General features: G+C 56.4%; 23 protein-coding genes and 1 other RNA gene. 11 read left to right on the top strand and 13 right to left on the bottom strand.

Features of this window, described 5'->3' with window-relative positions; all coding sequences use genetic code 11:
- Positions 1-129 precede the first annotated feature (129 nt).
- The 9 genes from F451_RS27345 to smpB form a co-directional block, all read right to left on the bottom strand.
- Complete coding sequence (locus tag F451_RS27345) at positions 130-1,512, bottom strand: DEAD/DEAH box helicase (protein WP_083928485.1); 1,383 nt, start codon at positions 1,510-1,512, stop codon at positions 130-132.
- Entirely contained in the window at positions 1,502-2,062 is a 561-nt protein-coding gene (locus F451_RS0118685; RefSeq protein WP_020682937.1) for a hypothetical protein, read from the bottom strand. The genes F451_RS27345 and F451_RS0118685 overlap by 11 nt, the downstream gene beginning before the upstream one ends.
- Positions 2,063-3,161: 1,099 nt before the next feature.
- Entirely contained in the window at positions 3,162-4,595 is a 1,434-nt protein-coding gene (locus F451_RS0118675) for a hypothetical protein (protein WP_020682935.1), read from the bottom strand.
- A gap of 307 nt (positions 4,596-4,902) precedes the next feature.
- On the bottom strand, positions 4,903-6,561 hold the full coding sequence (locus F451_RS0118670) for a relaxase/mobilization nuclease domain-containing protein (RefSeq protein ID WP_026291883.1): 1,659 nt from the start codon (positions 6,559-6,561) through the stop codon (positions 4,903-4,905).
- Positions 6,558-6,878 carry a MobC family plasmid mobilization relaxosome protein gene (locus F451_RS0118665; protein WP_020682934.1) on the bottom strand — a complete coding sequence of 107 codons (321 nt, stop codon included), beginning with the start codon at positions 6,876-6,878 and terminating at the stop codon, positions 6,558-6,560. The genes F451_RS0118670 and F451_RS0118665 overlap by 4 nt, the downstream gene beginning before the upstream one ends.
- A gap of 365 nt (positions 6,879-7,243) precedes the next feature.
- Positions 7,244-8,053 carry a hypothetical protein gene (locus F451_RS0118660; protein ID WP_156826553.1) on the bottom strand — a complete coding sequence of 270 codons (810 nt, stop codon included), beginning with the start codon at positions 8,051-8,053 and terminating at the stop codon, positions 7,244-7,246.
- Positions 8,054-8,111: 58 nt separating this feature from the next.
- Positions 8,112-9,821 (bottom strand): site-specific integrase, encoded by a 1,710-nt coding sequence (locus F451_RS0118655; RefSeq protein WP_020682932.1) that lies wholly within the window; start codon positions 9,819-9,821, stop codon positions 8,112-8,114.
- A 92-nt stretch (positions 9,822-9,913) separates the two neighbouring features.
- Positions 9,914-10,272: a transfer-messenger RNA gene (ssrA, locus tag F451_RS27340) on the bottom strand.
- Between the two features lie 119 nt (positions 10,273-10,391).
- Positions 10,392-10,865: an SsrA-binding protein SmpB gene (gene smpB, locus F451_RS0118650; protein ID WP_020682931.1), complete on the bottom strand. Its 474-nt coding sequence runs from the start codon at positions 10,863-10,865 to the stop codon at positions 10,392-10,394.
- 233 nt (positions 10,866-11,098) lie between these two features.
- Here smpB and F451_RS0118645 point away from each other — a divergent pair, with 233 nt between their 5' ends.
- Genes F451_RS0118645 through F451_RS0118635 form a run of 3 tightly spaced genes read left to right on the top strand, consistent with a single transcriptional unit; the run spans position 11,099 to position 13,233 of the window.
- Positions 11,099-12,463: a sodium-dependent transporter gene (locus tag F451_RS0118645; RefSeq protein ID WP_020682930.1), complete on the top strand. Its 1,365-nt coding sequence runs from the start codon at positions 11,099-11,101 to the stop codon at positions 12,461-12,463.
- A gap of 14 nt (positions 12,464-12,477) precedes the next feature.
- Positions 12,478-12,909: a type II toxin-antitoxin system RatA family toxin gene (locus F451_RS0118640; protein ID WP_020682929.1), complete on the top strand. Its 432-nt coding sequence runs from the start codon at positions 12,478-12,480 to the stop codon at positions 12,907-12,909.
- An 18-nt stretch (positions 12,910-12,927) separates the two neighbouring features.
- Positions 12,928-13,233 (top strand): RnfH family protein, encoded by a 306-nt coding sequence (locus F451_RS0118635; protein WP_020682928.1) that lies wholly within the window; start codon positions 12,928-12,930, stop codon positions 13,231-13,233.
- 82 nt (positions 13,234-13,315) lie between these two features.
- Here F451_RS0118635 and F451_RS0118630 read toward each other — a convergent pair whose 3' ends face one another.
- Positions 13,316-13,651, bottom strand: coding sequence for an outer membrane protein assembly factor BamE domain-containing protein (locus tag F451_RS0118630; RefSeq protein WP_020682927.1), 336 nt, complete (start codon positions 13,649-13,651; stop codon positions 13,316-13,318).
- A 76-nt stretch (positions 13,652-13,727) separates the two neighbouring features.
- Here F451_RS0118630 and fur point away from each other — a divergent pair, with 76 nt between their 5' ends.
- Positions 13,728-14,153: a ferric iron uptake transcriptional regulator gene (gene fur / locus F451_RS0118625; RefSeq protein ID WP_020682926.1), complete on the top strand. Its 426-nt coding sequence runs from the start codon at positions 13,728-13,730 to the stop codon at positions 14,151-14,153.
- Between the two features lie 70 nt (positions 14,154-14,223).
- Here fur and recN read toward each other — a convergent pair whose 3' ends face one another.
- Positions 14,224-15,891 carry a DNA repair protein RecN gene (recN, locus tag F451_RS0118620; RefSeq protein WP_020682925.1) on the bottom strand — a complete coding sequence of 556 codons (1,668 nt, stop codon included), beginning with the start codon at positions 15,889-15,891 and terminating at the stop codon, positions 14,224-14,226.
- A 186-nt stretch (positions 15,892-16,077) separates the two neighbouring features.
- On the opposite strand from recN, the gene grpE reads away from it, so the two are divergent.
- The 6 genes from grpE to F451_RS0118590 all read left to right on the top strand — a co-directional run bounded on the left by grpE (position 16,078) and on the right by F451_RS0118590 (position 22,090).
- Complete coding sequence (gene grpE, locus F451_RS0118615; RefSeq protein WP_020682924.1) at positions 16,078-16,653, top strand: nucleotide exchange factor GrpE; 576 nt, start codon at positions 16,078-16,080, stop codon at positions 16,651-16,653.
- Positions 16,654-16,774: 121 nt separating this feature from the next.
- The gene (gene dnaK, locus F451_RS0118610) at positions 16,775-18,697 is read left to right on the top strand and encodes a molecular chaperone DnaK (RefSeq protein ID WP_020682923.1); all 1,923 of its coding nucleotides are present in this window, start codon (positions 16,775-16,777) and stop codon (positions 18,695-18,697) included.
- Positions 18,698-18,807: 110 nt separating this feature from the next.
- A complete protein-coding gene (dnaJ, locus tag F451_RS0118605) occupies positions 18,808-19,935 on the top strand; it encodes a molecular chaperone DnaJ (RefSeq protein WP_020682922.1) in 1,128 nt (375 codons plus the stop codon).
- A gap of 49 nt (positions 19,936-19,984) precedes the next feature.
- Complete coding sequence (cysE, locus tag F451_RS0118600) at positions 19,985-20,788, top strand: serine O-acetyltransferase (protein WP_020682921.1); 804 nt, start codon at positions 19,985-19,987, stop codon at positions 20,786-20,788.
- Between the two features lie 69 nt (positions 20,789-20,857).
- Positions 20,858-21,661, top strand: coding sequence for a 4-hydroxy-tetrahydrodipicolinate reductase (gene dapB, locus F451_RS0118595; RefSeq protein ID WP_020682920.1), 804 nt, complete (start codon positions 20,858-20,860; stop codon positions 21,659-21,661).
- Between the two features lie 117 nt (positions 21,662-21,778).
- The gene (locus F451_RS0118590; protein ID WP_020682919.1) at positions 21,779-22,090 is read left to right on the top strand and encodes a YqfO family protein; all 312 of its coding nucleotides are present in this window, start codon (positions 21,779-21,781) and stop codon (positions 22,088-22,090) included.
- A 70-nt stretch (positions 22,091-22,160) separates the two neighbouring features.
- Here F451_RS0118590 and F451_RS0118585 read toward each other — a convergent pair whose 3' ends face one another.
- Both F451_RS0118585 and F451_RS0118580 read right to left on the bottom strand, forming a co-directional pair.
- Positions 22,161-22,379, bottom strand: coding sequence for a hypothetical protein (locus F451_RS0118585; RefSeq protein WP_020682918.1), 219 nt, complete (start codon positions 22,377-22,379; stop codon positions 22,161-22,163).
- A gap of 82 nt (positions 22,380-22,461) precedes the next feature.
- Entirely contained in the window at positions 22,462-23,070 is a 609-nt protein-coding gene (locus tag F451_RS0118580; RefSeq protein WP_020682917.1) for a MarC family protein, read from the bottom strand.
- Positions 23,071-23,268: 198 nt separating this feature from the next.
- Between F451_RS0118580 and F451_RS0118575 the strand changes: the two genes are divergently transcribed.
- A complete protein-coding gene (locus tag F451_RS0118575) occupies positions 23,269-24,180 on the top strand; it encodes a DMT family transporter (RefSeq protein WP_026291881.1) in 912 nt (303 codons plus the stop codon).
- Positions 24,181-24,216 lie beyond the last annotated feature (36 nt).

Below are 24,216 nucleotides of genomic sequence, written 5' to 3'. Positions count from 1 at the left end.
TTAGGGTTTGCTTTATTTCAACGTTGCTCATCACTGCCTCCGGATGCAGTTACCTTCCCGTCAATTGAAGGGGAGGAAGATAGATTGGTGTTACACAGGCTCGTCGATAGTAACAGTGCTATGTTTACTTTAGTCGAATAAAGAAATTACACGATCTCTGAAACTTCCTAATAGCTGAATATCAAGCCCATTACTCCATCCTTCTGTAGATAATGACCGAGAACTAATGCTCAACTCCCAGTTGCCATGTAACTCAAACTTATTATTTTCTAGTTCGACAAAAGGTTTCGCAGTAAAATCATTATAAAATTGATCATTTGTTTCTCTACTTGAATGAGTTTTGTGAATTACGACGTCATAATCAGGAAGCTCTTCGTCGACACGTTCTGCATATTTAGTCAGGCTAGGCTCGGCAAATGTATAAAGCCATGCAGCTTGATTTGAATATTTGTTGATCCTCAGAATTCGTCCAAGAACTTGACGAAAGTATAGCTCTGTTTTAACACTACTGAGATGGCAGCAAACTTGAAGTCTTGGAATGTCGGTCCCTTCACTAATCATGCCCACACTAACGATCCACTCGACGTCATTGTCCCTAAAATCATTAATAGTACTGGCGGCATTGGCTGTTTTATAGGTGGCAACTACAACTGTCTTATGCATATTATAGCGAAGAATATCAGCTATTTTTTTAGCATGTGCTACTGAGGCTGCCACAACAAGTCCGCCTGCCTTTGGGTTGTCAAGTCTAATCTCGGACAGTTTGTAACAAGCTTGGCTTAGAATATGTTTTATCGCCTCTTCATTCGAAATTAGAGTTCGATATGGGATTGATGTATCACGAAAAAGCTCCGATAAGTCGTTAAATCTTCGTACATTGTTATGATCTTCAATTAACTCCACATGCTCATTGTCTACTAGTACTATTTTTGGCTTGCGACATACGCCGTCACGTACAGCCTCCTTGAGTCCATACGTATAGTTACATATAATTTTATTTTCCGAATTTGTATACCGAGCCATTGCAATTGGTAAGCGGTCTGATCTCCATGGAGTGCCTGTAAGAGATAAAGTATAGGCGGCTTTGTCTTGTATATTTAGAAGGATTTCTTCACCCCAAACATTTGCATTAGCCGATACTGTACCAGCACAGTGATGGATCTCGTCGAAAATTACTAATACACGGCTGTGGGCTAATATGTCCCAATAATCCGTGGGTAGGTGGTACATACTTTGATAAGTGTACGAGCAGCCAATAGCACCTATTAAACCGTCAAGTCTTCTCTGCAATCGGGTGGAGAAAACTAAACGTAACCCCTCGGCAACTGATATAGATGGTGAAAAGCACAAAACATAATCGATCAAATTTTTTTCTAATAGTCGCGCAGCTACTTCCGCCGCCATGCTGCTTTTACCGGCTCCAGGGGTAGCTAAGCATAAAAAATGGCTATGAGTCTTGTAATACTTAACGGCTGTATCAACACACTCAGCCTGCCATTGCCTAAGCTTCATAGCAGCTCCATTCGGTCAAGAGCACTTCTACAGCCTTTAGTTTACCCAGCAATTTTGTGCTGTTTACTCTAGAACGGTGATATTGCTCCTTCAGTCTCGGTGTCAAGTCTGGAAAGGTCTTAATAATACGCATATATTCTTCAGACTCCGCTAGACTTGTCATAAAGTCTACACGATACTGTTTGGCACAGTTCTTTAATTCATCGATAGCACTCTGTTTTGCTATCGTTTTATCTATTATCTTGACGGCTTTAATTGGGTTGATTATGTGTCCATCAATATTAAATGTTGTGTAATAAAATAGATCGGTCTTAACATAGATGGGACGTTCAATACTGTGCTCATTTAACTTCACAACGATTCTGTTCTTGATTAATCGATTTAATTGTCCATAAAGCCAATTCTTTAGCGATTCTCGGTCTGCTATTGTGTATATATCACTTTCTTGCATGTACGCATCACGTAACTCCGACATCGTAAAACAGTCAAAGTTCTTTTCGACAAGAACCTCGTAAAGGTACAGATCAATCTTTATGGCTCCTCTAGCCACGCTACCTCTCTTCTCTACTCAGCTGTTAAGCGATTTGTCACCGACGTAAATGATAATGATTGTCATTCTGTCGCTGGTTCTGATTTGGAACCATCGTAGCATGGCCCAATATTTGGGGCAATGATCAAACATGTGTACGATCCTAGATACAAAGCGTTAGTTGACTGGTTAAAAACTGTTCGAATTGAGCAGGAGTTGACTGTGCGCGCCCTAGAAGCCCTCTTAGATGAGCCTCATCCATTTGTTGTGAAGATTGAGTCACGGGAGAGGAAGCTCGGTGTCTTTGAGTACTGGCAGTACTGTAAGGTGTTGGGTTGTGATCCCGTCGAAGGCCTTAAGGTAATGGAAGAAGCCGCCAATACGCACACTCCAGAAGAATGATCAGATATTGGCTTTACGGTATGCACTATGCCTGAAGCCGCGCAGTGGCTGTTAGCGGCCAAAACGATACGTTGCCTCACCGAAGGGATACGCACTCGGCCACCCGGTTACCAAGCATAGAAGTTTCTAGGTTTTGCTAAAATCTCTAGTTTCAAGTGCGACGACGGACTCTGTGATGGGCTTCATCATCAGATCTTTTAGCCCGTTAAAATGCTCTTTGAAGATTCTGAAGAATGAATTGGCTAATGTGCTGGTGGAGTAAAATATAAATAGTTCCTATTTTTATCTGGCGCCTGTGTATGATGTAATATTCCTATGAATAGATAGGAATATTTAGTTACACATATTCATGGTTGCAAGAAAGGTTCGAGTCCTGTCCAGACGTTTCACATAACCAATAATCAGATTTGAATACAGTGCATTGTATTGTATCGAGAAGCGTGCGTCGTCGATAAAAACCAGAGTCTTAGATTGAATCAATAATTTATAGTTTTGGGCTAGCAGGATCTGACAGGAGTTCGTTGTATGCGGTGAGCGGCAAGGTGAACTACCTTTACGATATATCCGCTTATTAACAGTTAGGATTATTGCTTCTGTTTTTCTATACTGAATCTCTTAGACAGAACTTATACCTATACATGGAAGAGTTGTTTCCAATACCATTATAAGTCATATAAGGCTACAGGCCACGTATTTCGTGGCCTGTAGTTATTTATTGTTATTCAATGGCTGGCGTAAATCCGGTGATGGATTTATATCCTGACTTCATCAACTCAACAACCGCCTCACGGTCACTGACCCGGCAGCGCAGGGAATCGTGAATTGGAACAACCGGTATTCCGGCTTTCACCAGTCGCCTTAGTACTTCTGACATAATACGGGAGTCGTGGTACTGGAGTCGCAGGCCGATATCCTTTGTGCCAAAGTATTTCTCGATTGCGGCGTGCCGCCGGGTAATGGATTCGTACAGTTCATCACCCTTGGTACCGTCGGGTATACCTGTAATATACCCCTTGGCAAAAATTGGCTTGCGGGGTTCGCGGGCCGGTAACCCTTCGCAACGTTGCCTCAGGAACGCCTCATAGTCGGCTCTGTACTGCGCCATGGCAGCCTTTACTACCGGATTCCCTGACCGGGTAATACAGGCTTTGAACGATTTTATGTCTTCGCTGTTCATTAAAACCAGCGAAGCCAGCTTGACAGTATCTCGGCTAAATCCGTTGATCCGATAGGGGTCGTCAAGCAATGGGTTGAGCTCAATACTCTCCCAGGCATAGAGCAAACAGTAATGTAGCGACTTGAAGTCCGGCTCGACCGTAGCCTCACCATCAATCAGAATTCTCTGGCGCTCAACCTTCGGCATGGTTTGAACGCTGCTACCATAAAACCTCCCGCCCAGCTTGAGTGAACGATTGAAAATACGGCGACAGAAGGGTACGAGTGGCTTGTCGAGATAAGTTATCGAGTGTCTCAGCCATAGGTCGTTATAGTTCTGCACACGTCGTCCGAGACGCCTCGCGGTCTGCGCAGCCGTATTATCGATCTGGTCAAAATTGGCATCTCTACCATCCTCGCATCGCATTATGATTAATGATGAGTTCTTGGACAGCTTCACGTAGGCCTTGGCTGCATCAAGCTGCACTGTCAGCGTATTCGTCGGGATTAGCCAAGAGCAATTGGCCTGGAACTCGTTGGCTTTTCCGATAACATTCACAACAAGTTGTTCTGTCTCGAGGTACGCAATCACACGCATCAGAATGTGGTGAGGATTGCCGGTATTGTTCCTACTGTAGAGTAGTTGGGTATTGGTACGGGCAGCACTCAACAGGTTAGCCAAAAGGTAATCGAGGCATTCCTCGTACTTTGTACTCCACCGCTTTAGGTCAAAGTGTCGGATCAGGTAGGCACGCAGCTTCATACGGTGGGATTCGACAAGCGCCTTTCCCCCTTGGCTGCTCAGTGACCATTGAACGTTAATGGTACAGGGCTCGGGCGCAAGAAACTGCCCACGGTAAATGTGAATCTGGTTTTGTTCCACATGCAGGGAACGCAGGTTGCTGGCTGCCTCGATAGCGGCTGAGTCCGACAGGCCCTTTAAAAGCCGGTATGCCGCCTGGTTTGATTGGTTTACGGACGGAAATGACTGCTGCATGGCATCCCTCCTGCGCGACGCAGGCCGAGATGGTTATGCAGAAGGCGAGTAAAAACTTCCCTTTTTCGCATGATAATCGTGCCTCGAACTCACCACTTCTCTGTCGGATCTTTGAGGATCAAGGCAAAGAAGCGTTTTCATGTATGCGGTCTATCCGTGACCGCGCCATTGCACTGTCCCTGTCAGCTCATCGGTGAGCCAAAGTTCAAGAGCAGTTGTGATGCCATTAAGTCCAGGAGGGATTCCCTCAACCCATTGGCATCGATACCGACCGGACGTCCAGCCTTGGCTGAACATCGTGGTCATGTTACTTCAGTGTTTTGCCGGTCAAGCCGCCGTGCCTAACCGTTGGTTCATCCTCGTACAGAAACGGGGGCAGGGCTACTGGCGCCCGGCGCTGCTTTTTATTGGCTTCCAGTACTGCCTGGGCAGCCTGGAGATCGGCCTCGTTTTTCTGCGCCGCGCGTTTGTGGATGGCGCCCAAGCGTTTGTCACGTGCATAGCCGGTTTCATGTTCGCTGACCTGCTGCGCACCGACCGTAAGCGGATCCGTTGTCGCCGCACCACTGGCGACAGTGCCGCCGCAGTCCATGCCCGGCAATGCTACCGGAGCAGATGCGAGGCCAGAACGGTCAGAGTCGACGCCATGAGTGCCGTGAGCAGGCAGGTCGTCACTGGCGGCCATCGCTGATTCTGTTGTGTATGCACCGCTGTCGGTGCTTTCGGGTCCGCTGGCGGCTTCGGGAGGTGCAGTTTGATACTCCGTGACAGCTGTGCGTCCAGCCGGTTCAGGCGAGACTCCACCGCGTCCAGCCGTCCCGATATCGCTGACAGAATCTGGGTATTGAGCCGGCTCGCATTCAGAATCTCGGCGTGCAGCGTGCCGGTCGACTTCAACAGGGGATTCATAATGTCCTGAACCGAGCTGGCCTGATGGATCTGGATCGCGTGGATTTCGTCGAGTGCCTGCTGCGCGTTCGATGCGGTCTTCCGCATCCGTGCCTGGATGTGTGATTCGGTCAGGGCCTGCGCCCGGCTTCGGGTGTCTGGCGTCCGTGCCATGATGTTGCTCCTGTATAAACTCGTCCTTCATCGTTTTCAGAATGCTGACATGCCCGGGATTGCCCGGGACATAGCCGATGGCCGCCATGATGCGACCGCCGGTAAAGGCCCGGCCGAGATCGCTGCCTTTCATCGCTTTTCCGTCGAGGGAAAAGACGACGGCGCGACATTGTCCGTCGGGCTGAAGAGTGGGGTTCATCTTGAGCCCCGACACGGACAGCCGCGCTGCGAAGGTCTGCGGGTCCGGGCAACCGGCCAGGGCATCCTTGAGAATGGCTTGCATCAGCATGCGGGTAGAGGGTTCGCCGGTACGCATCGCTTTTTGCCATTCACCCGCTGTCGGGGCCTTTGTCTGCGGCCGGCCCTGGGTGGCGATGCGCTGATCGGGTTTCACCAGCCCGTAGCGGTCCTCGATCCGGTCACAGGCGGCTTCCCACAGGCGGTAGTCCCGGTGAGGGTTCCAGATCCGGCCGGTCGCATCCACCGTGCACTTTATGATATGCACATGCAGACAGTTCGAGTCGGTATGTACCGCGTACAGCGTGGGCGCCTCGCCCGGCATGACGTCGGCCATCAGCTCCCGGGCCAGAAACAAGGCCTGCTCGGGCGTCAGCTCGTCCCGGTCGCTGAACGACAGCGCGAGGTCAACCGCCACTTCGGCCGGTGCCGGCCGGTCACCGCGCTTGTCGAGACACCAGCGTTCCAGCTCCCGGGCAAACAGCTCGGCGGCGCAGTCATGATGAACCCCGGTCTGCACCGGCATCACGTGTTCCGTGTCGACCAGACCGATCCGCTCACCGGGGCGGTAGGCTGGATCGTGCTTGTGGGCCTCAGGGTTGAGGATGTAGGCGGTCTTGCCCGCGACGTTCACTGCCGCCGGCAGGCGCTGGCAGTTCACGATCATGTCAGCACCCGCTGGTAGAGTCGCGTGAACGCCTGCTGAAGGTCCGCCAGGCTGGCGCGGACATCGGCGTCAGACCTGATGTTGAGTTGATGGGCAACCTGGTTGAGATTGGTGCCGATGCGCCGCAGCTCGCGCAGTCCCTCGTCATCCAGATGGGCACGCGGCTGGACCCGCTGAATGACCAGGCGATCCAGCATGCCGGAGACCAGTTCGGAGGGTGTCAGGTCGGCCTCAAGCGCCAGGCGTTTCAGGCGCTTCTTGTCACCCGGAGTGAGCGCCAGATTGATGCGTGCGGTCTTGCTGTTCGTACTGTCCATGTGTTCATCCGTGATACCTCGACAGTGTTGATGAAAGAGGGTGCAAACACAGTGCGCACCCGGCCGGTCTCCGCCCGGGATGCAAACGCAGGTGCGCATCCCGGATCGGCGGAGCCAGCGAAACAGGACGCCGGGCGGCCTGGTTGTTTCAGGCGCCACGGCGCCTGAAACCCTTGCTGGCTCGCCTTGGATTCAAGGCTTGCCGGGAGTATAGATACAAACTGCGCAGTTCTGGCGCAGCGCTCAATTCTGTGTCCCCGGGCCGCCTCGTAACAGCGACTGGGCTTCAGTGTCGCGGTGGCAACCTGGCGGTACCGACTCTCGCTGAGGGCGTTCCGGCTGGCCACTGACGTCTTGCCCGGGGCTCACAGAACATCGGCGCTCATGTCATCCATCGATGTACTGGCGTCACCAGTGGGGCAGGGGTGCGACTGGTTCCGGGCCTTCAGATATGTTTCGACCAGCTCGCGATAAAAACGGGACAGGTCGCGGTTAAGATCCGGCAGCTGCTCAAAAAACCGGATGTCACCTTCGGTCGCATTGAAATACCGGTCGACCGCATACAGGGGCGCGTTGCGTGCGACAAATTCAGGACTCAGGGCGGCCAGGCGAAGCATATCGTCCCGCTTCGTATGCAGGAAAATACCGTGATGCATGATCAGACCGGTGTTCTGTCTTTCAAGTGTCAGAGACAGGAGCAGGGCCAGGTCGTCATCGGAGATCAGCGCGAGATCGACGTCGCCGAGCATGTCATAGCGCAATGCGGCCCGGTGCTTGTCTTGCAGTCCGGCATTGCTGGCGACACGGCGCAACGCGGCTTCCGCTGGCGTGCCGCCGTTGACCAGCCGGATGAGAAACCGGGCAATGACCTCGAGATGGGGCACGCCGGCCTTGTGGCACCTGTGTGTGATGGTCTTTTTATGGTTCGGCAGGGCCCTGGTGGTCTTGCCGCCCGGTTTGAGGAATGCGGTGGTGCAGCAGGCGAATTCGTCCGTCGGAAACCGCCAGGTGAAGGGTTTCAGGTCACGATCATCGCCGGCTTTTAATGCCTCTACGATGCCTAACAGGGCCGCTTGCTGTCGATCGGAAAGAACCATCGATTGCGCCTCTGGTTTCCCTTGGGAGTGGTTGGCTCTGAACGGGTTCGGGCAGCGCGGAGAGCGTACTGAGACCACAGGTGGTCATTAGCAAGCTCTCCGCGCTTCACGCGCGTTCAGACGGGCACGCGCCCGGTCATTGCGCCGGTTTGCCCCGGGCATCCCGGTAGGCACAGAAAGCCGTAAAAGACAGATGGCTCAGGTTGAGGCCGTAATTAATCCGATTAACCACGGTTTGGAGCGCGGCAAGGCCGATGCCACTGCCGTAGCGGCTCGTAGTGGACTGAACCTCGTGACCGACCAGGGCTGCAATATGCGGCTCGTCGACGCCCTGGTTACGCAGGTTCTGTACGACCGTGTGGCGGGTCGAGTGAAAGGCTTTGTTTGCCCGGCTGTGCAGCGCACATTGATCCAGGTAGCTCACCATCTTGCCGTTGCCGTTGAACCAGTCGGACATCTTTTTGCCCCAGCGGTTTTTGGGATCCCAGTTCAAGCCGGTGAATAGCTGGTCACTGGCCGAGGCTTCCTGCTGGCGGCTCTGAAGAAAGTCAATAAACCCAAGTTGCAGGAGGAACGAGTGAATCGGCGTGTGCCGGATGGATGACCGGTTTTTGATCGACTGCCTTGAATCCTCGTCCCGAAAAGCGAAGCACCAGATGCCTTGAACCTGTTCGATATCACAGATACGGAGCTGGCAGATTTCGTTCAGGCGCGCACCGCTGTACAGCCCGATCAGCGGAATCCAGAAGTGAAAGTCAAACAGGGTGCGGCGACGGGGCAGCGGGGTGCAGCGGTAGTGGTAACCATTCAACAGCTTGTCGACGTCGCTCTGGGTAAAGTCGAGTCGTTTGTTGGCTGTCTTTCGAGGTACCTTGAAGTCGATGCCGCTGGCAATGTCGATCGTGTGATGTTCCTCGATGTAGGCATACCGGCAGATGGCCTTGAACAGAATAAAATGCTTCTGTGCCGTCTGGATGGCGATCGGTTTGCTGTTGGTGCTGCCATGGCGTCGATCCTTAAGTGCGGGCAGCTGCTTCTTCAGTGCGCGGGCGTCCGCGCGGGTGAGCTGGTTGAACGGTCGGTCGACGTCGAGCAGCGACAGCATATGTTCGATCCGGGAGACTTCATGTGCCTGGGTGTTTTGGTCCTTCCAGTCCTCGGCGGTTATCTTGCTCTGGATGAATTCGTTCACCACCTCCCGGACAGAGAGCCCCGTCGAAGTGCCGGGGCCGCTACCGCCGGTTCCGCTGCCGGTCTGCGGCGAGTTCAAGCCCAAATGCTCGGTCGCGCGCAGGAAATCTGTCCATTCGGCCTCGCGGTCGCCGTTGTGGTTGATGATGATGGACGGGCCTTGCGGTACCTGAATCTCGAACGCGTTGCGTGGCGACTGGGCCGCTTGAGGGCAGTCGAAGGTTTTGATCTGCGGGGCTTTGCGTTGCTTCTTCGACCGGGGCGCCGGGTCACAGTGAAATTTAATCAGGTCCTGGCCGGGCAATACCGGAGATAGCTGGGGCTGTGCGTGACGACGATTAAGCGGCGCGATGAGGGCCATGGTGTTCTTCCTTGAAGGTTGGTTTTTGTCTGACTTGACATACTCCATGACATCCTTATGCATGGATATATATACAGTATATGTCGCGTTTTTGAGACGGTCAACCATTTGATGAAAGCGGGCCGCATGGCGCATCACCGCACATCGGGCGGTAGCGGGATTCCGGGTCTTGAGCGAAAAACGGATATCACGGCGAGTCTCGCCGAAACGGGTCAGCAGTGTCTGCGGAAGGACAAAGCGGGCGTAGTAGGTGCCGTCACGACGGCGGTAGGTGTAGGGAACAGAAGAGCGCATTGGACCCCCGGATGGCACATGTTAGTGTCACACCCTCAGGCTCAATGCGCTTTCTTGAAGCAACCCGTTGCAGATCAACAAGTTGCGATGTGTGGTGGAGGTGGCGGGTTTCGAACCCGCGTCCGCCAATCCTCTGCCTTAAGATCTACATGTTTAGGCTTCTCTACTAGATTAACCCGTCGCGACCCGAGAGCCAGGGTGCTGTGGGCGAGCCTCTTTAGTTTTAACCGTTCAGCTTGAGACAAAGCATCCAGGCGATTCTGTCTCCAATGACACCGCAAAACCTCTGAGTTACAGACACCTTAGAGAGCGGCGCTAGCGGCCTTAAGCTGCTAGAGCGTAGTTATCGTCGTTAGCAACTATAACTGTGTAGTGACGGATTTACGAGATTCACTACGAACTCGACATGCACCCAAGGGTTCGTAATCAGCGTCGAAGCCAAGTCACCCCCGTGTAGATGTCGCCAGTATACTTCTTTTGTGGCGACAGTAAAATCTTTTTGCACTGCACACATTGTACAGGCTGCACCGGGCAATGCCTGCGCAGTAAGGATGTGTCAGGGCAGGCGCCTTAGCGTGTTGCCAGGGCGCGCTGTTTCTCGCGTTCGCCTTCGCGATCCTTCTCTGCGGCGCGCTTGTCGTGCAGCTTCTTGCCTTTAACAAGGGCAATCTCGCATTTTACCCGGCCGCCTTTCCAGTAGAGGGCGAGTGCCACGCTGGTATAGCCCTTGGCCTGGGTGGCTGCCGCGAGCTTGTCGATCTGACGCCGGTGCAGCAGCAGTTTGCGGTCGCGCCGAGGGTCTGCCACCACGTGGGTGCAGGCGCTGATCAGCGGCGTGAAGTGTGCGCCCACGAGCCAGGCCTCATCGTTCTTGAGGATGACGTAGGAGTCGACCAGTTGAGCGCGGCCGTCGCGCAGACTCTTGACTTCCCAACCGGTGAGCACAACACCCGCTTCGAATTTTTCTTCGATGCTGAATTCGTGCCGTGCCTTTTTGTTGAGACAGATCGTAGAGCTGTTGTTCTTTGATTTCTTGGTTGCCATGGTGGGCGATTATATCCATGCACTGTCGGGGTGGAAAGCTGCGCGTTGTGTTTCGCGGCTGCTGGAAGCAAAAAAACAGCCAGTGTGGGGCAAAACGGTTGCCTGTGCTCGGCAAAATAGGAAGAATGCCCCGTTTTGCGTTGTGAAGCGGCGACTGCGCGTCTCGCTTTGGTGCTTTATTGCACAGCGGCGTTCACTGATAACGCTGATTGATGTTTTGTATAGAGGACAATATGCAGGAACGGCACTCGTCACAAGGTACCTGGGCCAGCCGCTGGATCTTTATCCTGGCGGCGACCGGCTCGGCTGTCGGTCTGGGCAATATCTGGAAGTTTCCCTATATCACCGGGGAAAACGGTGGCGGAGCCTTCGTGCTGGTCTACCTGGTGTGCATTCTGCTGGTTGGCGTGCCCATCATGATGGGGGAGGCGCTGGTCGGTCGCCGTGGCCGCTGCAACCCGGTTAATTCAATGAAATACACGGCCAGTGAATCCGGTCTGTCGACCGGTTGGCAGGCGATCGGCTGGATGGCGGCGCTGTCGGGTTTCCTTATTTTCAGCTTCTATTCGGTCGTGGCCGGCTGGGTGCTGAACTACATCTCCGGCATGGTTCGCGGCGACTACATAGACATAGGGCGGGATCAGGCGGCGGCCCAGTTCGACCAGTTGCTGGCGGACCCCAAGCTGATGCTCGTCTGGCATTCGGTGTTCGTGGTGCTGGTGATGCTGGTGGTTGTCGGAGGCGTCAACAAGGGGATCGAACGCGCCACCCGCATCATGATGCCTGCGCTCTTCGCCCTGCTGACGCTGCTGCTGGGCTACGCCCTGACGACCGGTCATTTCACCCAAGGCCTTGAATTCCTGTTTCATTTTGCGCCCGAAGAACTGACCTGGGACAGCGTGCTGGTGGCCCTGGGGCATTCGTTCTTTACCCTGTCCCTGGGAATGGGTGCCATTCTGGCGTACGGCTCCTATATGCCCAAGCAGGCCTCGATCGGCGGCACGGTGATGACGATTGCCTTGCTGGATACGGTTGTTGCCCTGGCGGCGGGTATGGCGATTTTCCCGATCGTGTTCGCCAATGAGCTGGATCCCGGCGCAGGCCCCGGGCTGATGTTCATTACCCTGCCGGTTGCCTTTGGTCAGATGCCCGGCGGGCAGCTGTTTGGCTTCCTGTTCTTCCTGCTGGTGGGGGTTGCCGCCTGGACCTCGGCGATTTCACTGATGGAGCCGGCGACGGCCTGGATGGTGGAGCGGCTCAAGCTGGAGCGCCTGCCCGCCTGTCTGATCCTGGGGGCTGCCGGCTGGGCGATGGGTATCGCAAGCCTGGCATCGTTCAATGTGATGGCCGATTTCACGCTGTTGGGCATGACAACCTTTGATTTCCTCGATTTCGTGACGGCCAACATCATGCTGCCGCTGGGCGGACTATTTCTTTCGATCTATGTTGGCTGGTTCATGCAGCGCTCTGCCGTCATGGACGAGCTTGCTATGAAGCATAAACTGCATTTCCAGCTGTGGTACGGCGTGCTGCGTTTTGTGGCGCCGGTTGCGGTGGCGATTATATTCGCGCTTAATCTGTATCAGAAACTGGCCTGAAGGACGCTTATCCGATGACCCGTGTCGAGCGCAGTGCCCTGGTGTTGCATACCGCCGAGCAAATGTTTGATCTTATCAATGATGTCGGGGCCTACCCGCAGTTTCTGCCCTGGTGTGCCTCCACTGAGCTGATCAGGTCGTCGGAGGATGAGCTGGTGGCCACGCTGCACCTGGCTAAGGCGGGTCTCAAATACAGCTTTACCACCCGCAACCGGCTCGAGCGCCCCACGAAAATGACCATTGAGCTGGTGGAAGGACCCTTTGCATCGCTCAGTGGTGTCTGGACCTTCACGCGGCTCAGTGATGAGGCGTGCAAGGTGCATCTTGATCTGAGCTTTGATTTTGGCGGAAAGCTTACCGGCATGGCCATGTCCAAGGTGTTTAGCCAGGTGGCGACGACCCTGGTGGAGGCTTTTGTGAACCGGGCCGACAAGGTCTACGGCTAATTAAAGGACATAACACAGATGATTACAGTCGAGGTTGCCTTTGCGCTTCCCAAGGAACAGAAAATCATATCGCTGCAGGTGGAGGATGACTGCACGGCCCATGATGCGGTGATCAAGTCCGGCATCGTGGCGCTGTTCCCACAGATAGATCCCGATCACGCACCCATGGGCGTTTTCGGCAAGGCGATTCGCAATCCCCAGGAGTATGTGATGCGTGATGGCGACCGGGTAGAGATTTACCGGCCGCTGATTGCCGATCCCAAGGAAGCCCGTGCCAAGCGGGCCGCAAAAATGAAGGCGCAGAAAGACGCCGGCCAGGAATAGTCCTGCGGCTAGGGTATCGGATGGTGGTAGACATACCGGCAGGGACGGGCGTCACTGCCGTGGGAATGCAGGTGCTAAGCGATTACTGCGCGCTGCTGGGGCGGTAGTCGCCGCTGATGCGGATCAGCTGATCGCCGCTGAAGTACAGTGATACACCTTCCTGCGTGCGGGCTTCGCCGCCCTTTTGCATGCTATAGATGTAGTCCCAGCGATCCGGACTGAAGGTGTCCGTGATCAGCGGTGTGCCCATTACAAAGCGCACCTGGTTGCGGGTCATGCCGGGCTTGAGCTGATCGACCATCTCCTGAGTAACAACGTTACCCTGGGGGATATCAATCTTGTGTACGCCTGGGAATTCGGAACAGCCGGTGATTAGAATGCTGGCGGTGATGCCGATAAGAAACTTCCGTATCTGCATTAAACTTCCACTATGGTGCATAAACAAAGATAATGGAGTCTAACATTCCATATCGCGAACAGCATAGAGAAAGATTATGGCGCTTGAAAATCAGGAACTGCGCAAGGCGGGACTGAAAGTCACCCTGCCCAGGGTCAAGATCTACCAGATTCTCGAGCGTGCAGGTGAAGGGGATCACTTTAGCGCTGAAGATATCTACAAGTTGTTGATTGATCAGGGTGAAGACGTTGGTTTGGCTACCGTTTACCGGGTGCTGACCCAGTTCGAAACAGCCGGTCTTGTGTCGCGTCATCACTTCGAAGGCGGGCATTCGGTGTTCGAACTGGCGAGTGAGCAGCAGCACGATCATGTGGTCTGTGTGCGTTGTGGCCGGGTGCGGGAGTTTTCCGATCCTGAGCTGGTGGCGCGCCAGAATGCGATCGCCGACTCGTTGGGCTTTCGCCTGACAGATCGCACCCTGTACCTGTACGGCCTGTGCAAGGATGGTTGCGAAAAACGCTAACGCCTTTTGTGGGGCGTAGATGCGACGAAAGCCGGCTCACGCCGGCTTTCTTGTGTCTGGAGTAAAAAGCCTAACCGAACCCGAGCATTTCCCGGGCATGGGCGACGGAACGTTCGGTAATGTCGATGCCACCCAGCATGCGGGCTATTTCCTGTACGCGGTCACCTTCGTCCAGGTTGCGAATGCGCGTGTGGGTATGCACATCGCCGGCAATCTTGCTGACGAACAGGTGCTGATGCCCCTGGGAGGCGACCTGCGGCTGGTGGGTCACGCAGAGTATCTGGGCGCGTTCGCCGAGCTGGCGCAGCATGCGGCCGACCACCTCGGCAATGGCGCCACCAATGCCGACATCAACTTCATCGAATATTAATGTGGGGGTGGCGGAGGTCTGGGCCGTAATAACCTGAATGGCCAGGCTGATACGTGACAGCTCGCCGCCTGATGCCACTTTGGCAAGCGGGCGGGCGGGCTGGCCGCGGTTGGCGCTGATCAGAAATTCGACTTCTTCCAGGCCGTGAGGGCCCTGGCGGTCTTCGGGGAGCGGGCTCAGGCTGACTTCAAACCGGGCTGCATTCATGCCCAGGGCGTGCAGCTGGGCGTCCACGGCCTTGCCAAGCTGGCGTGCTGCCTTTTGCCGGGCGCGGCTGAGTCGAGCTGCCGCCTTGCTGTACGATTCGCGTGCGGCGGCGACCGCCTTGGCCAGCAGGTCGAGCTCTTCATCGGAACGGCTCAGCGAGTTTAGTTCCTGTTTCAGGCTGGCGTGGAAGCCGACCAGGTCGTTGGGCTTGATGCGGTGTTTGCGGGCAATGTCGTAAATGCTGCTCAGGCGCTCTTCGACTTCCTGCTGGCGTTGCGGGTTGATCTCGATGCGATCCAGGTAATGGCGTATTTCCTGGCTGGCTTCATCGATTTGTATCTGCGCGGATCCGAGCATTTCCGCGGCCTGTTGCAGTGCGGGCGACTGGATGTCCAGTGAGTGCAGCAGCTGTTCGCAGTGTGCCAGCAGGCTCAGGCAGTTTGCCTGTTCGGCGTCGGCGGTCAGTTCCAGCAGCTGGTGGCCTGTGTGCAGGATGTCGTCGGCGTTGGTCAGCGTTTTCTGTTCTTCTTCCAGGGCGTCGAGTTCGCTTTCCTGCAGCGCAAGCTGGTCGAGTTCCTCGGTCTGGTAGCTCAGCAGCTGGATGCGGGCCGCCTGCTCTGCGCTCTGTTCGGTCAGGCTGGTCAGTTCCTGATCCAGCCGGCGCCAGCGCTGGTAGGAATCGCGTACCTGCTCGGCCTGCCTGCTTTGGCCTGCGTGTTCATCCAGCAGCGTGCGGTGATAATCGCGTTTGAGCAGGCGCTGGTGCTCGTGCTGGCCGTGAATATCCACCAGGTGGTCCGCCAGAGTGCGAACGGCCGTGACCGGACAGGGCTGGCCATTGATGTAGGAGCGCGAGCGTCCTTCGCGCGTGATGACCCGCCGCAGGATGCAGTCGCCGTCCTGATCGAGGTCCTGCTCCTGCAGCCAGGCGGTGGCATCCGGCAGGCCGCTGATATTGAAGCTGGCGACGATCTCGGCGCGCTCGGCGCCGGCGCGCACGACGCCGGTTTCGGCGCGATCGCCCAGGGCCAGGGCCAGGGCATCAAGCATGATGGACTTGCCGGCCCCGGTTTCGCCGCTGACAACGGTCATGCCGGCGGCAAGTTCAAGGTCCAGGCTTTCGACAATGGCAAAGTTGCGGATCGTCAGCTGACTGAGCATGGCGGTGTATTACCTGTGTTTTCATACAGTGTTTTTACTGTATAGGCCATTTCCATTGCCGTTGCAATCACGACCGCATCAGGTTGCAATTTTTTTGTGTGGCAACGGTTGAATCACCGGTGAATAACCCCATATACAGCAGCAGTAATGTTTTCAAGCATCTTTGCATTGAGGTGGGTAGCAGGAATGGCAGAGCAAGAGAAAAATCCGGCGGAGGAAATCCTGGAAACGCCGGCAGATGAACAGGTGATCGACGCACAAGCAGAAGCAGCCAGCGCTGCAGACCTGCCCGATGCCCAGACACTGGCTCAGGAACTCGAGACTGTCACCGCTGAAATGGATGAGCTGCGTGATCAGTTGCTGCGCACTCAGGCCGACTTCATGAATGTTCGTCGTCGTGCCGAGCAGGATGTTGAAAAGGCGCACAAGTTTGGCGTTGAGAAGTTCGCCAACGAAATGCTGCCAGTGGTGGACAGCCTGGAACGGGCCGTTGCGGCCTGCGACAGTGATGACGCAGCAACCAAGGCCATTCGCGAGGGTGTCGAGCTGACGCTGGGCATGCTGGTGTCGGGACTGAACAAGTTCAAGGTTGAAGCTGTCGACCCGCAGGGCGCGGCCTTCGATCCGGCTCTGCATCAGGCCATGTCGCTGGTGGATGCGCCGGACACGGCGCCCAACACCGTGGTTGCCGTAGTACAGAAAGGCTACACCCTCAACGGACGCCTGTTGCGCCCGGCGATGGTCATGGTATCGAAAAGTTAAGCAAAGACTTTGTGGCCCTGACGCTTGAAACGGCGACATTCGGCCCTATATAGAATTGCAAGCAAGTTAATCGGATTTCGTGCCTGGTGATACAGGCACTGCAGAACTGGAGCACAGACGCATGGGTAAAATCATTGGTATCGACCTGGGAACCACCAACTCCTGTGTGGCAATCCTGGATGGCGACAAGACTCGGGTACTGGAAAACGCCGAAGGCGACCGCACCACGCCGTCCATCATCGCCTACAGCGAAGATGGCGAGATCCTGGTAGGACAGCCGGCCAAGCGCCAGGCAGTGACCAATCCGGCCAATACCCTGTTTGCCATCAAGCGCCTTATCGGCCGCCGCTTCAAGGACGAAGTCGTACAGAAAGACATCAAGATGGTGCCGTACTCCATTGTCGAAGCTGACAACGGTGACGCCTGGGTTGCGGTAAAGGGCAAGAAAATGGCGGCACCCCAGGTGTCGGCCGAAGTTCTGAAAAAAATGAAGAAGACCGCCGAGGATTACCTGGGCGAGCCGGTCACTGAAGCTGTTATCACCGTGCCGGCCTACTTCAACGATGCTCAGCGTCAGGCGACCAAGGATGCGGGCCGTATCGCCGGTCTGGACGTCAAGCGCATCATCAACGAGCCGACCGCCGCTGCACTGGCCTACGGTCTGGACAAGGGCAAGGGCGATCGCACCATCGCCGTATACGACCTGGGTGGTGGTACCTTCGACGTTTCCATCATTGAAATCGCCGATGTTGACGGTGAGCACCAGTTCGAAGTACTGGCGACCAACGGTGATACCTTCCTCGGTGGTGAAGATTTCGACCTTAAGCTGATCAACTACCTGGCGGACGAATTCAAGAAAGAGTCCGGCATCGATCTGCACAACGACCCGCTGGCGCTGCAGCGCCTGAAAGAAGCGGCCGAAAAAGCCAAGGTTGAACTGTCATCTTCACAGCAGACCGACGTCAACCTGCCGTACATCACGGCTGATGCCACAGGTCCGAAGCACCTTAACGTCAAGGTGACCCGCTCCAAGCTGGAGTCCCTGGTCGAAGAGCTGGTCAAGCGTACGATGGATCCGTGCCGCATCGCACTGAAAGATGCTGACCTGAAAGCCTCTGACATTGACGAAATCATCCTGGTGGGCGGTCAGACCCGCATGCCGATGGTGCAGAAATCCGTTGCCGAGTTCTTCGGCAAGGAACCGCGCAAGGATGTGAACCCCGATGAAGCCGTTGCCATTGGCGCTGCCATTCAGGGTGCCGTACTGTCCGGTGACGTAAAAGACGTACTGCTGCTGGACGTAACCCCGCTGACCCTGGGTATCGAAACCATGGGTGGCGTGGCTACACCGCTGATCGAGAAGAACACCACCATCCCGACCAAGAAGTCGCAGGTGTTCTCCACCGCGGACGACAACCAGAGCGCCGTGACCATTCACGTGGTTCAGGGTGAGCGCAAGCAGGCGAGCCACAACAAGTCGCTGGGCCGTTTCGATCTGGCCGATATCCCGATGGCGCCGCGTGGCGTACCGCAGATCGAAGTCACCTTCGACCTCGATGCCAACGGTATCCTCAACGTGTCCGCCAAGGACAAGGCAACCGGCAAGCAGCAGTCCATCGTGATCAAGGCGTCTTCCGGTCTGTCGGATGACGAAATCGATCAGATGGTTGCGGACGCAGAGTCCCACGCTGATGAAGACCGCAAGTTTGAAGAGCTGGCGCAGGCCCGTAACCAGGGCGACGCCATGGTTCACTCGGCTCGCAAGACGCTGACTGAAGCCGGCGACAAGGCGACAGCAGAAGAGAAAGAGCAGGTCGAGAAAGCCATTTCCGAGCTGGAAGAAGCCCTCAAGGCTGACAGCAAGGAAGAGATCGATGCCAAGGTCGCTGCCCTGACCGAAGCCATCTCCGGTGTGGCCCAGAAGATGTATGCCGATGCCGCTGCACAGGCGGAAGGCGAGCAGGCAGGTGAAGCGTCGACCGGCAAGCCCGGCGATGATGCTGTCGATGCAGAGTTTGAAGAGGTCAAAGACGACAAGAAGTAAGTCGTTGAATTGCTTTGAGATACTCTGAAATGTGGCAGCGCGGGCAATAGCCCGCGTTGTCGTGTCCGGCTCCCGGTGGAGCCAACCGCTGCAACATGACAGACCCGCTTATGTCCAAACGAGATTATTACGAAGTGTTGGGCGTGTCGCGAGACACGGCTGACCGCGATATCAAGAAAGCCTATCGGCGCATGGCGATGAAGTATCACCCGGACCGCAACCCCGGCGACGCTGAATCCGAAGACAAGTTCAAGGAGGTCAACGAGGCCTACGAAGTGCTGTCCGATGCGCAGAAAAAAGCCGCCTACGACCAGTATGGCCATGCCGGTGTCGAGCAGGGTGCCGGCGGGCACGGTGGTTTTGACGGCGGTTTCTCCGATATTTTCGGCGATGTCTTTGGCGACATTTTTGGCGGAGGCGGCGGTGGCCGTCGCCGCAGCTCCGTACAGCGCGGCGCGGATCTGCGCTACAACCTGGATCTGAGCCTCGAAGATGCCGTGCGCGGCGTGGAAAAATCCATTCGTGTGCCCACGCTGGTCGGCTGCGAGCCCTGTCATGGCTCCGGCGCCAAGCCAGGTACCAGTGCCAAGGTGTGCGGTACCTGTGGCGGTAATGGCCAGGTGCGCATGCAGCAGGGCTTTTTCTCTGTGCAGCAGACCTGTCCGACCTGTCGCGGCGAAGGCAAGGTGATTTCCGAGCCGTGCAGCAGCTGCCGTGGCCAGGGCCGGGTTGAGCAGGTTAAAACCCTGTCGGTCAAGATCCCGCCTGGGGTGGATACTGGCGACCGCATCCGTCTCTCGGGTGAGGGCGAAGCCGGCAGCCATGGCGGGCCGGCCGGGGATCTGTACGTGCAGGTCAACGTGCGCCAGCATCCGATCTTCGAGCGCGACGGGCGCGATCTATACTGCGAGATACCGATCAGCTTCGTGGATGCAGCATTGGGCGGAGAGCTCGAAGTGCCGACCCTGAACGGTCGGGTCAAGCTGCGGGTGCCGGCGGAAACGCAGACCGGCAAGCTGTTCCGCCTGCGTGGCAAGGGTGTAACCCCGGTGCGTGGTGGTCCGGTGGGTGATCTGCTGGTTCGGGTGGTGCTGGAAACACCGGTAAGCCTGACCAGTCGTCAAAAGGAGTTGCTGAAGGAATTTCAGCAGGAAACCGAAGGCGGCAAGCAAAAGCACAGCCCGAAAAAACATTCGTTCTTCGATTCTGTGAAGCAGTTCTTCGAAGACATGACCTGATCAAACCGGGCGCCTGACCGGCGCCCGTGTTTGCATTCAAGGGGGAGCTATGAACTCTGTCGCCACAGAACCCGCCGCGCTCTGGGCCCGTCTTCAGCAGGAAGCACGGGTGGAAGTGGAGCGTGAGCCCTTTCTGGCAAGTTTCTACCATGCCGCGATTATCAGTCACAGGGATCTTTCCTCGGCACTGTCATTTCTGCTGGCCTCAAGGCTCGCTGATGAGGTGATGTCGGCGGTCTCGCTGCGCGAGATGATAGAAGAGGCCTACGCCCAGGATCCGGCCATTATTCACTGCGCCTGCCTTGATCTGATGGCTGTGAAAACCCGAGACCCTGCGGTCGACAGCCTGTGTACCGTGCTCTTGTACCTGAAGGGATTCCACGCGCTGCAAACCCATCGCGTGTCCCATTACCTGTGGAAACAGGGGCGTCGTGCCCTGGCGCTGTATTTCCAAAGCCGCGTCAGTTCCGTGATGCAGGTGGATATTCATCCCGCGGCCCGCATTGGGCACGGTGTCATGTTCGACCACGCCACCGGCATCGTGATTGGTGAAACCAGCGTGGTTGAGAATGATGTGTCCATCCTGCAGAACGTGACCCTTGGCGGTACCGGCAAGGAAAGCGGCGACCGTCATCCCAAGATTCGCGAGGGTGTACTGATTGCGGCCGGTGCCAAGATTTTCGGCAACATCGAAGTGGGTGCCGGCGCCAAGGTGGGCGGTGGCAGTGTGGTGCTCGAGAATGTGCCGCCCCATACCACGGTCGTGGGCGTGCCAGCCCGGGTGGTGGGTCATCCCGGCTGCGACAAGCCGGCGCTGGACATGAACCAGTCCTTCCCCAAGGACGACGGCTAAGCGGCCCATGGTGAGCCGCGCAACGCTGCTGCGGCTTGCCTCCTTTTTTCGACGATGGATTCTGTAAACATGATTCGAGTAGCGGTAACCGGTGCAGCCGGTCGTATGGGCAAGACCAATATTGAGGCGCTGCAGCAGGCTGAGGGCGTGATGCTGAGCGCAGCCATTGTTGAGCCGGGCAGCTCATTGCTGGGCGCGGACGCGGGCGAGCTCGCGGGTGTCGGGCATCTTGGCGTCAAGCTCGTCGGCGATATCAATGATGCGCTGGACGATTTCGACGTACTGATCGATTTCACCACACCGTCCACGACCATGGACAATGTCGCCATCTGTGCTCAGCATGGCAAGAAGATCGTCATTGGTACCACGGGTCTGAATGACCAGCAGAAGGCCGAGCTGGAAGTGCGCGCCAACCAGATCGCCATTATGTTTGCGCCCAACATGAGTGTTGGCGTCAACGTCTGCTTCAAGGTGCTGGACCTGGTCGCCAGGACGCTTGGGGATGATTACGACATCGAAGTGATCGAGACGCACCATCGCCACAAGGTGGATGCGCCCTCCGGCACCGCGTTGCGCCTTGGTGAGGTGGTAGCCGATGCACTGGGCCGGGATCTGAAAGAGTGCGCCGTGTACGGCCGTGAAGGTCAGACCGGTGCGCGTACGCGCAAGGAAATCGGTTTCGAAACCATTCGTGCCGGTGATGTGGTGGGCGATCATACGGTGCTGTTTGCCACCGAGGGGGAGCGCATCGAGATTACCCACAAGGCCAGTAGCCGCATGACCTTTGCCAAGGGTGCTGTGCGCGCGTCCCTGTGGCTGGGCCAGCAGGAGCCTGGCCTGTACGACATGCAGGACGTGCTGGACCTGCGCTAGCGCGGGTTCTGAACTGGATTGTTGAGGGAGCCTTTTGGCTCCCTTTTGCATATTCCTGGGCGGAGGTGCCGCCGTTCGTCCAGTGTGTCTAAGGCCGGGAGGCGCGGGGAGATCGTCATGTACAAGCTATGTTTTTATGTGCCGGATGAGCAGCTGGAAAGCGTCAAGCAGGCGCTGTTCGATGCCGGCGTCGGCCGTATCGGTAACTACGACAGCTGCTGTTGGCAAACCCGGGGCACGGGGCAGTTTCGACCGCTCGCAGGCAGTGATCCGCACATAGGTGTGATGGGCACAGTGGAAATGCTGCAGGAATGGAAGGTCGAAATGGTGTGCGAGGATGCGCTGCTCCGCACCGCTGTTGCGGTGCTTAAGCTGGCGCACCCCTATGAAGAGGTCGCCTATGATGTCTGGCGACTGGAGGACATTTAGACAGCACGCACTTGTCTGACCGAACTGCAGCTGCCCGCTGTGCCCGGGCAGCGCGCCGGGTGGCTGATGCTTAGTACTCGGTCTGTTCCATTTTCTGACGATAGATCTCGTCGCTCTCCTGCAGGCGCTCGCGGATCATGTCATCGCTTTCCCTGAGTTTTTGATCGATCTTTTGCTGGTACTGCAGTGTTTGTTCGGTCTTGAGGGACACTGCGGTATCGCAGCTCTTCATGCTGACGAAGCCGACTGCAATAATTGCCAGTACCATCATCAATCTGACCATCGTCATGACGCTCCTGTTGTCGTGATTGCCTGTTCGTTCTCCAAAACGTTTTAATACTAGACCGAGAGTGACCGCGTTGCCGGGGCGTTCAGATGCCGTTTGCCTGCAGGAAACCATGAATGCCGGTGAGAACAATCTGGGACGCCATGGCGGCCAGGATAAGGCCGGTGACCTTGCTGAGTATGTTGAGTCCGGTACGCCCAAGCAGGCGCTCCATGGCCGTGGCCATGTGCAGAAAGCCCAGCAAGCAGCCCAGCGCCAGCATCATGCCGCCGATGCCGTACATGAGTTCCAGGCCCTGGAGTTCGGCACCGTACACCAGGATCGCACCGATGGTGGCGGGGCCGACGATGGTGGGTATGGCCAGCGGCACCACGGCAATTTCATCGCGCTGCTCGCTGGGCACTTCGGCGTTGGCCCTGACGCCGTCGCGCACCAGGCTGACGCCGGACAGGAACAGCAGCACGCCGGCACCGACCCGGAACGAGTCCAGCGTAATCCCAAGCGCATCAAACATGGGACTGCCAAAGAAGAACAGCACCAGGCAGATGCAGAACGCGGCCAAGACGGCGCGGTTGGCGATGGAGCGGCGTTCGATGCGGCTGTCGTTGCGGGTCAGTGACAGGAACATTGAAACGACAAAAAAGGGTGCAAACAGGAACAGGAACTTGATCCAGGTGGTAACCAGCAGGCTCATCGGGGCAGGGCTCAGAAAGAATAATGAAGCCGCGCATCTTAGCATGCCGTAGGGATATACCCGTATAGCTGCAGGTATGCGACATTAGTAACATTTATCTAGCCGCAGCATTATTAACTTTAATTCGTGGCCCGTCGCGGTATTCTGCCCCGCTCTATCGTCGCCCCGTTGTGGGGCGCACTGCAGGATGTTGCTGCCATGTCTTCCCGGTCTTCCCGTGCCGCTCCGGCTCTCTGTCTCACACTGGCCATGCTGCTGTGGGCCAGTGCCTTTATCGCCCTCAAGCTGGCGTTTCGTCACTACGATCCCATGGTGGTGCTGGCCGGGCGCATGCTGGTGGCGTCCTGCTGTTTTATCTGGGTGCTGCGCAGGTTCGGGCCGGTGCATTACAGGGCCGGGGACTGGAGGCTCATCGGTCTGCTGATGCTGGCCGAACCCTGTCTGTATTTTCTGTTCGAGGCCAGTGCGCTGCAATACACCAGTGCCGCACAGGCCGGCATGATCACGGCGCTGTTGCCCCTGCTGGTCGCCGTGGGTGCCTGGTTCTTTCTGCGAGAGCGCCTGAGGCTACAGGGTTGGCTGGGTTTCGGGCTTGCGGTGGGCGGGGCCTTGTGGCTCAGCTTTTCAGCTCAGGTGTCGAGTGTGGCGCCTAATCCACTGCTGGGTAACTTCCTCGAATTTTGCGCCATGCTGTGCGCAATGCTCTATACCCTGTGTCTGAAACGGCTGTCGACGCGCTATTCGCCCTGGTTGCTGACGGCACTGCAGTCTTTCTGTGGCACGCTGTTCTTTGTACCGGCCCTGGCGGTGCCCGGTGTCGAGCTGCCCACGGTCTGGGTTCCACAGGCGGTGCTGGCGATCCTTTATCTGGGGCTGGTAGTGAATATCTTTGCCTATGGGCTCTTTAATCTTGGCGTGTCCTGGATTCCGGCGAGTCAGGCGTCGGCCTATATCAATCTGATACCGGTGTTTACCGTTATCCTGGCCTACGTACTGCTGCACGAAACCCTGAGCCTGCAGCAGCTCGCCGCTGCGGCTCTGATTATAGGGGGGGTGGTGTTGAGTCAATGGCCCGAGCCGCGTCAAGCGGCCCGGGCTGTTGCAGGCTAAAGGCAAGAGGGCTCGCCCGCCGGTAGTGCCGCCAAG

Source organism: Marinobacterium rhizophilum DSM 18822 (assembly GCF_000378045.1).
Lineage (GTDB): Bacteria > Pseudomonadota > Gammaproteobacteria > Pseudomonadales > Balneatricaceae > Marinobacterium_A > Marinobacterium_A rhizophilum.
This window is presented reverse-complemented; position numbering and strand designations above follow the sequence as displayed.

What these genes read in the sequence shown, in the direction of transcription:
- F451_RS27345 (WP_083928485.1), bottom strand. Translation starts at nt 1,512, where the DNA reads ATGAAGCTTAGGCAATGGCAGGCTGAGTGTGTTGATACAGCCGTTAAG.
- F451_RS0118675 (WP_020682935.1), bottom strand. Translation starts at nt 4,595, where the DNA reads ATGCAGCAGTCATTTCCGTCCGTAAACCAATCAAACCAGGCGGCATAC.
- F451_RS0118670 (WP_026291883.1), bottom strand. Translation starts at nt 6,561, where the DNA reads ATGATCGTGAACTGCCAGCGCCTGCCGGCGGCAGTGAACGTCGCGGGC.
- F451_RS0118665 (WP_020682934.1), bottom strand. Translation starts at nt 6,878, where the DNA reads ATGGACAGTACGAACAGCAAGACCGCACGCATCAATCTGGCGCTCACT.
- F451_RS0118655 (WP_020682932.1), bottom strand. Translation starts at nt 9,821, where the DNA reads ATGCGCTCTTCTGTTCCCTACACCTACCGCCGTCGTGACGGCACCTAC.
- smpB (WP_020682931.1), bottom strand. Translation starts at nt 10,865, where the DNA reads ATGGCAACCAAGAAATCAAAGAACAACAGCTCTACGATCTGTCTCAAC.
- F451_RS0118645 (WP_020682930.1), top strand. Translation starts at nt 11,099, where the DNA reads ATGCAGGAACGGCACTCGTCACAAGGTACCTGGGCCAGCCGCTGGATC.
- F451_RS0118640 (WP_020682929.1), top strand. Translation starts at nt 12,478, where the DNA reads ATGACCCGTGTCGAGCGCAGTGCCCTGGTGTTGCATACCGCCGAGCAA.
- F451_RS0118635 (WP_020682928.1), top strand. Translation starts at nt 12,928, where the DNA reads ATGATTACAGTCGAGGTTGCCTTTGCGCTTCCCAAGGAACAGAAAATC.
- F451_RS0118630 (WP_020682927.1), bottom strand. Translation starts at nt 13,651, where the DNA reads ATGCAGATACGGAAGTTTCTTATCGGCATCACCGCCAGCATTCTAATC.
- fur (WP_020682926.1), top strand. Translation starts at nt 13,728, where the DNA reads ATGGCGCTTGAAAATCAGGAACTGCGCAAGGCGGGACTGAAAGTCACC.
- recN (WP_020682925.1), bottom strand. Translation starts at nt 15,891, where the DNA reads ATGCTCAGTCAGCTGACGATCCGCAACTTTGCCATTGTCGAAAGCCTG.
- grpE (WP_020682924.1), top strand. Translation starts at nt 16,078, where the DNA reads ATGGCAGAGCAAGAGAAAAATCCGGCGGAGGAAATCCTGGAAACGCCG.
- dnaK (WP_020682923.1), top strand. Translation starts at nt 16,775, where the DNA reads ATGGGTAAAATCATTGGTATCGACCTGGGAACCACCAACTCCTGTGTG.
- dnaJ (WP_020682922.1), top strand. Translation starts at nt 18,808, where the DNA reads ATGTCCAAACGAGATTATTACGAAGTGTTGGGCGTGTCGCGAGACACG.
- cysE (WP_020682921.1), top strand. Translation starts at nt 19,985, where the DNA reads ATGAACTCTGTCGCCACAGAACCCGCCGCGCTCTGGGCCCGTCTTCAG.
- dapB (WP_020682920.1), top strand. Translation starts at nt 20,858, where the DNA reads ATGATTCGAGTAGCGGTAACCGGTGCAGCCGGTCGTATGGGCAAGACC.
- F451_RS0118590 (WP_020682919.1), top strand. Translation starts at nt 21,779, where the DNA reads ATGTACAAGCTATGTTTTTATGTGCCGGATGAGCAGCTGGAAAGCGTC.
- F451_RS0118585 (WP_020682918.1), bottom strand. Translation starts at nt 22,379, where the DNA reads ATGACGATGGTCAGATTGATGATGGTACTGGCAATTATTGCAGTCGGC.
- F451_RS0118580 (WP_020682917.1), bottom strand. Translation starts at nt 23,070, where the DNA reads ATGAGCCTGCTGGTTACCACCTGGATCAAGTTCCTGTTCCTGTTTGCA.
- F451_RS0118575 (WP_026291881.1), top strand. Translation starts at nt 23,269, where the DNA reads ATGTCTTCCCGGTCTTCCCGTGCCGCTCCGGCTCTCTGTCTCACACTG.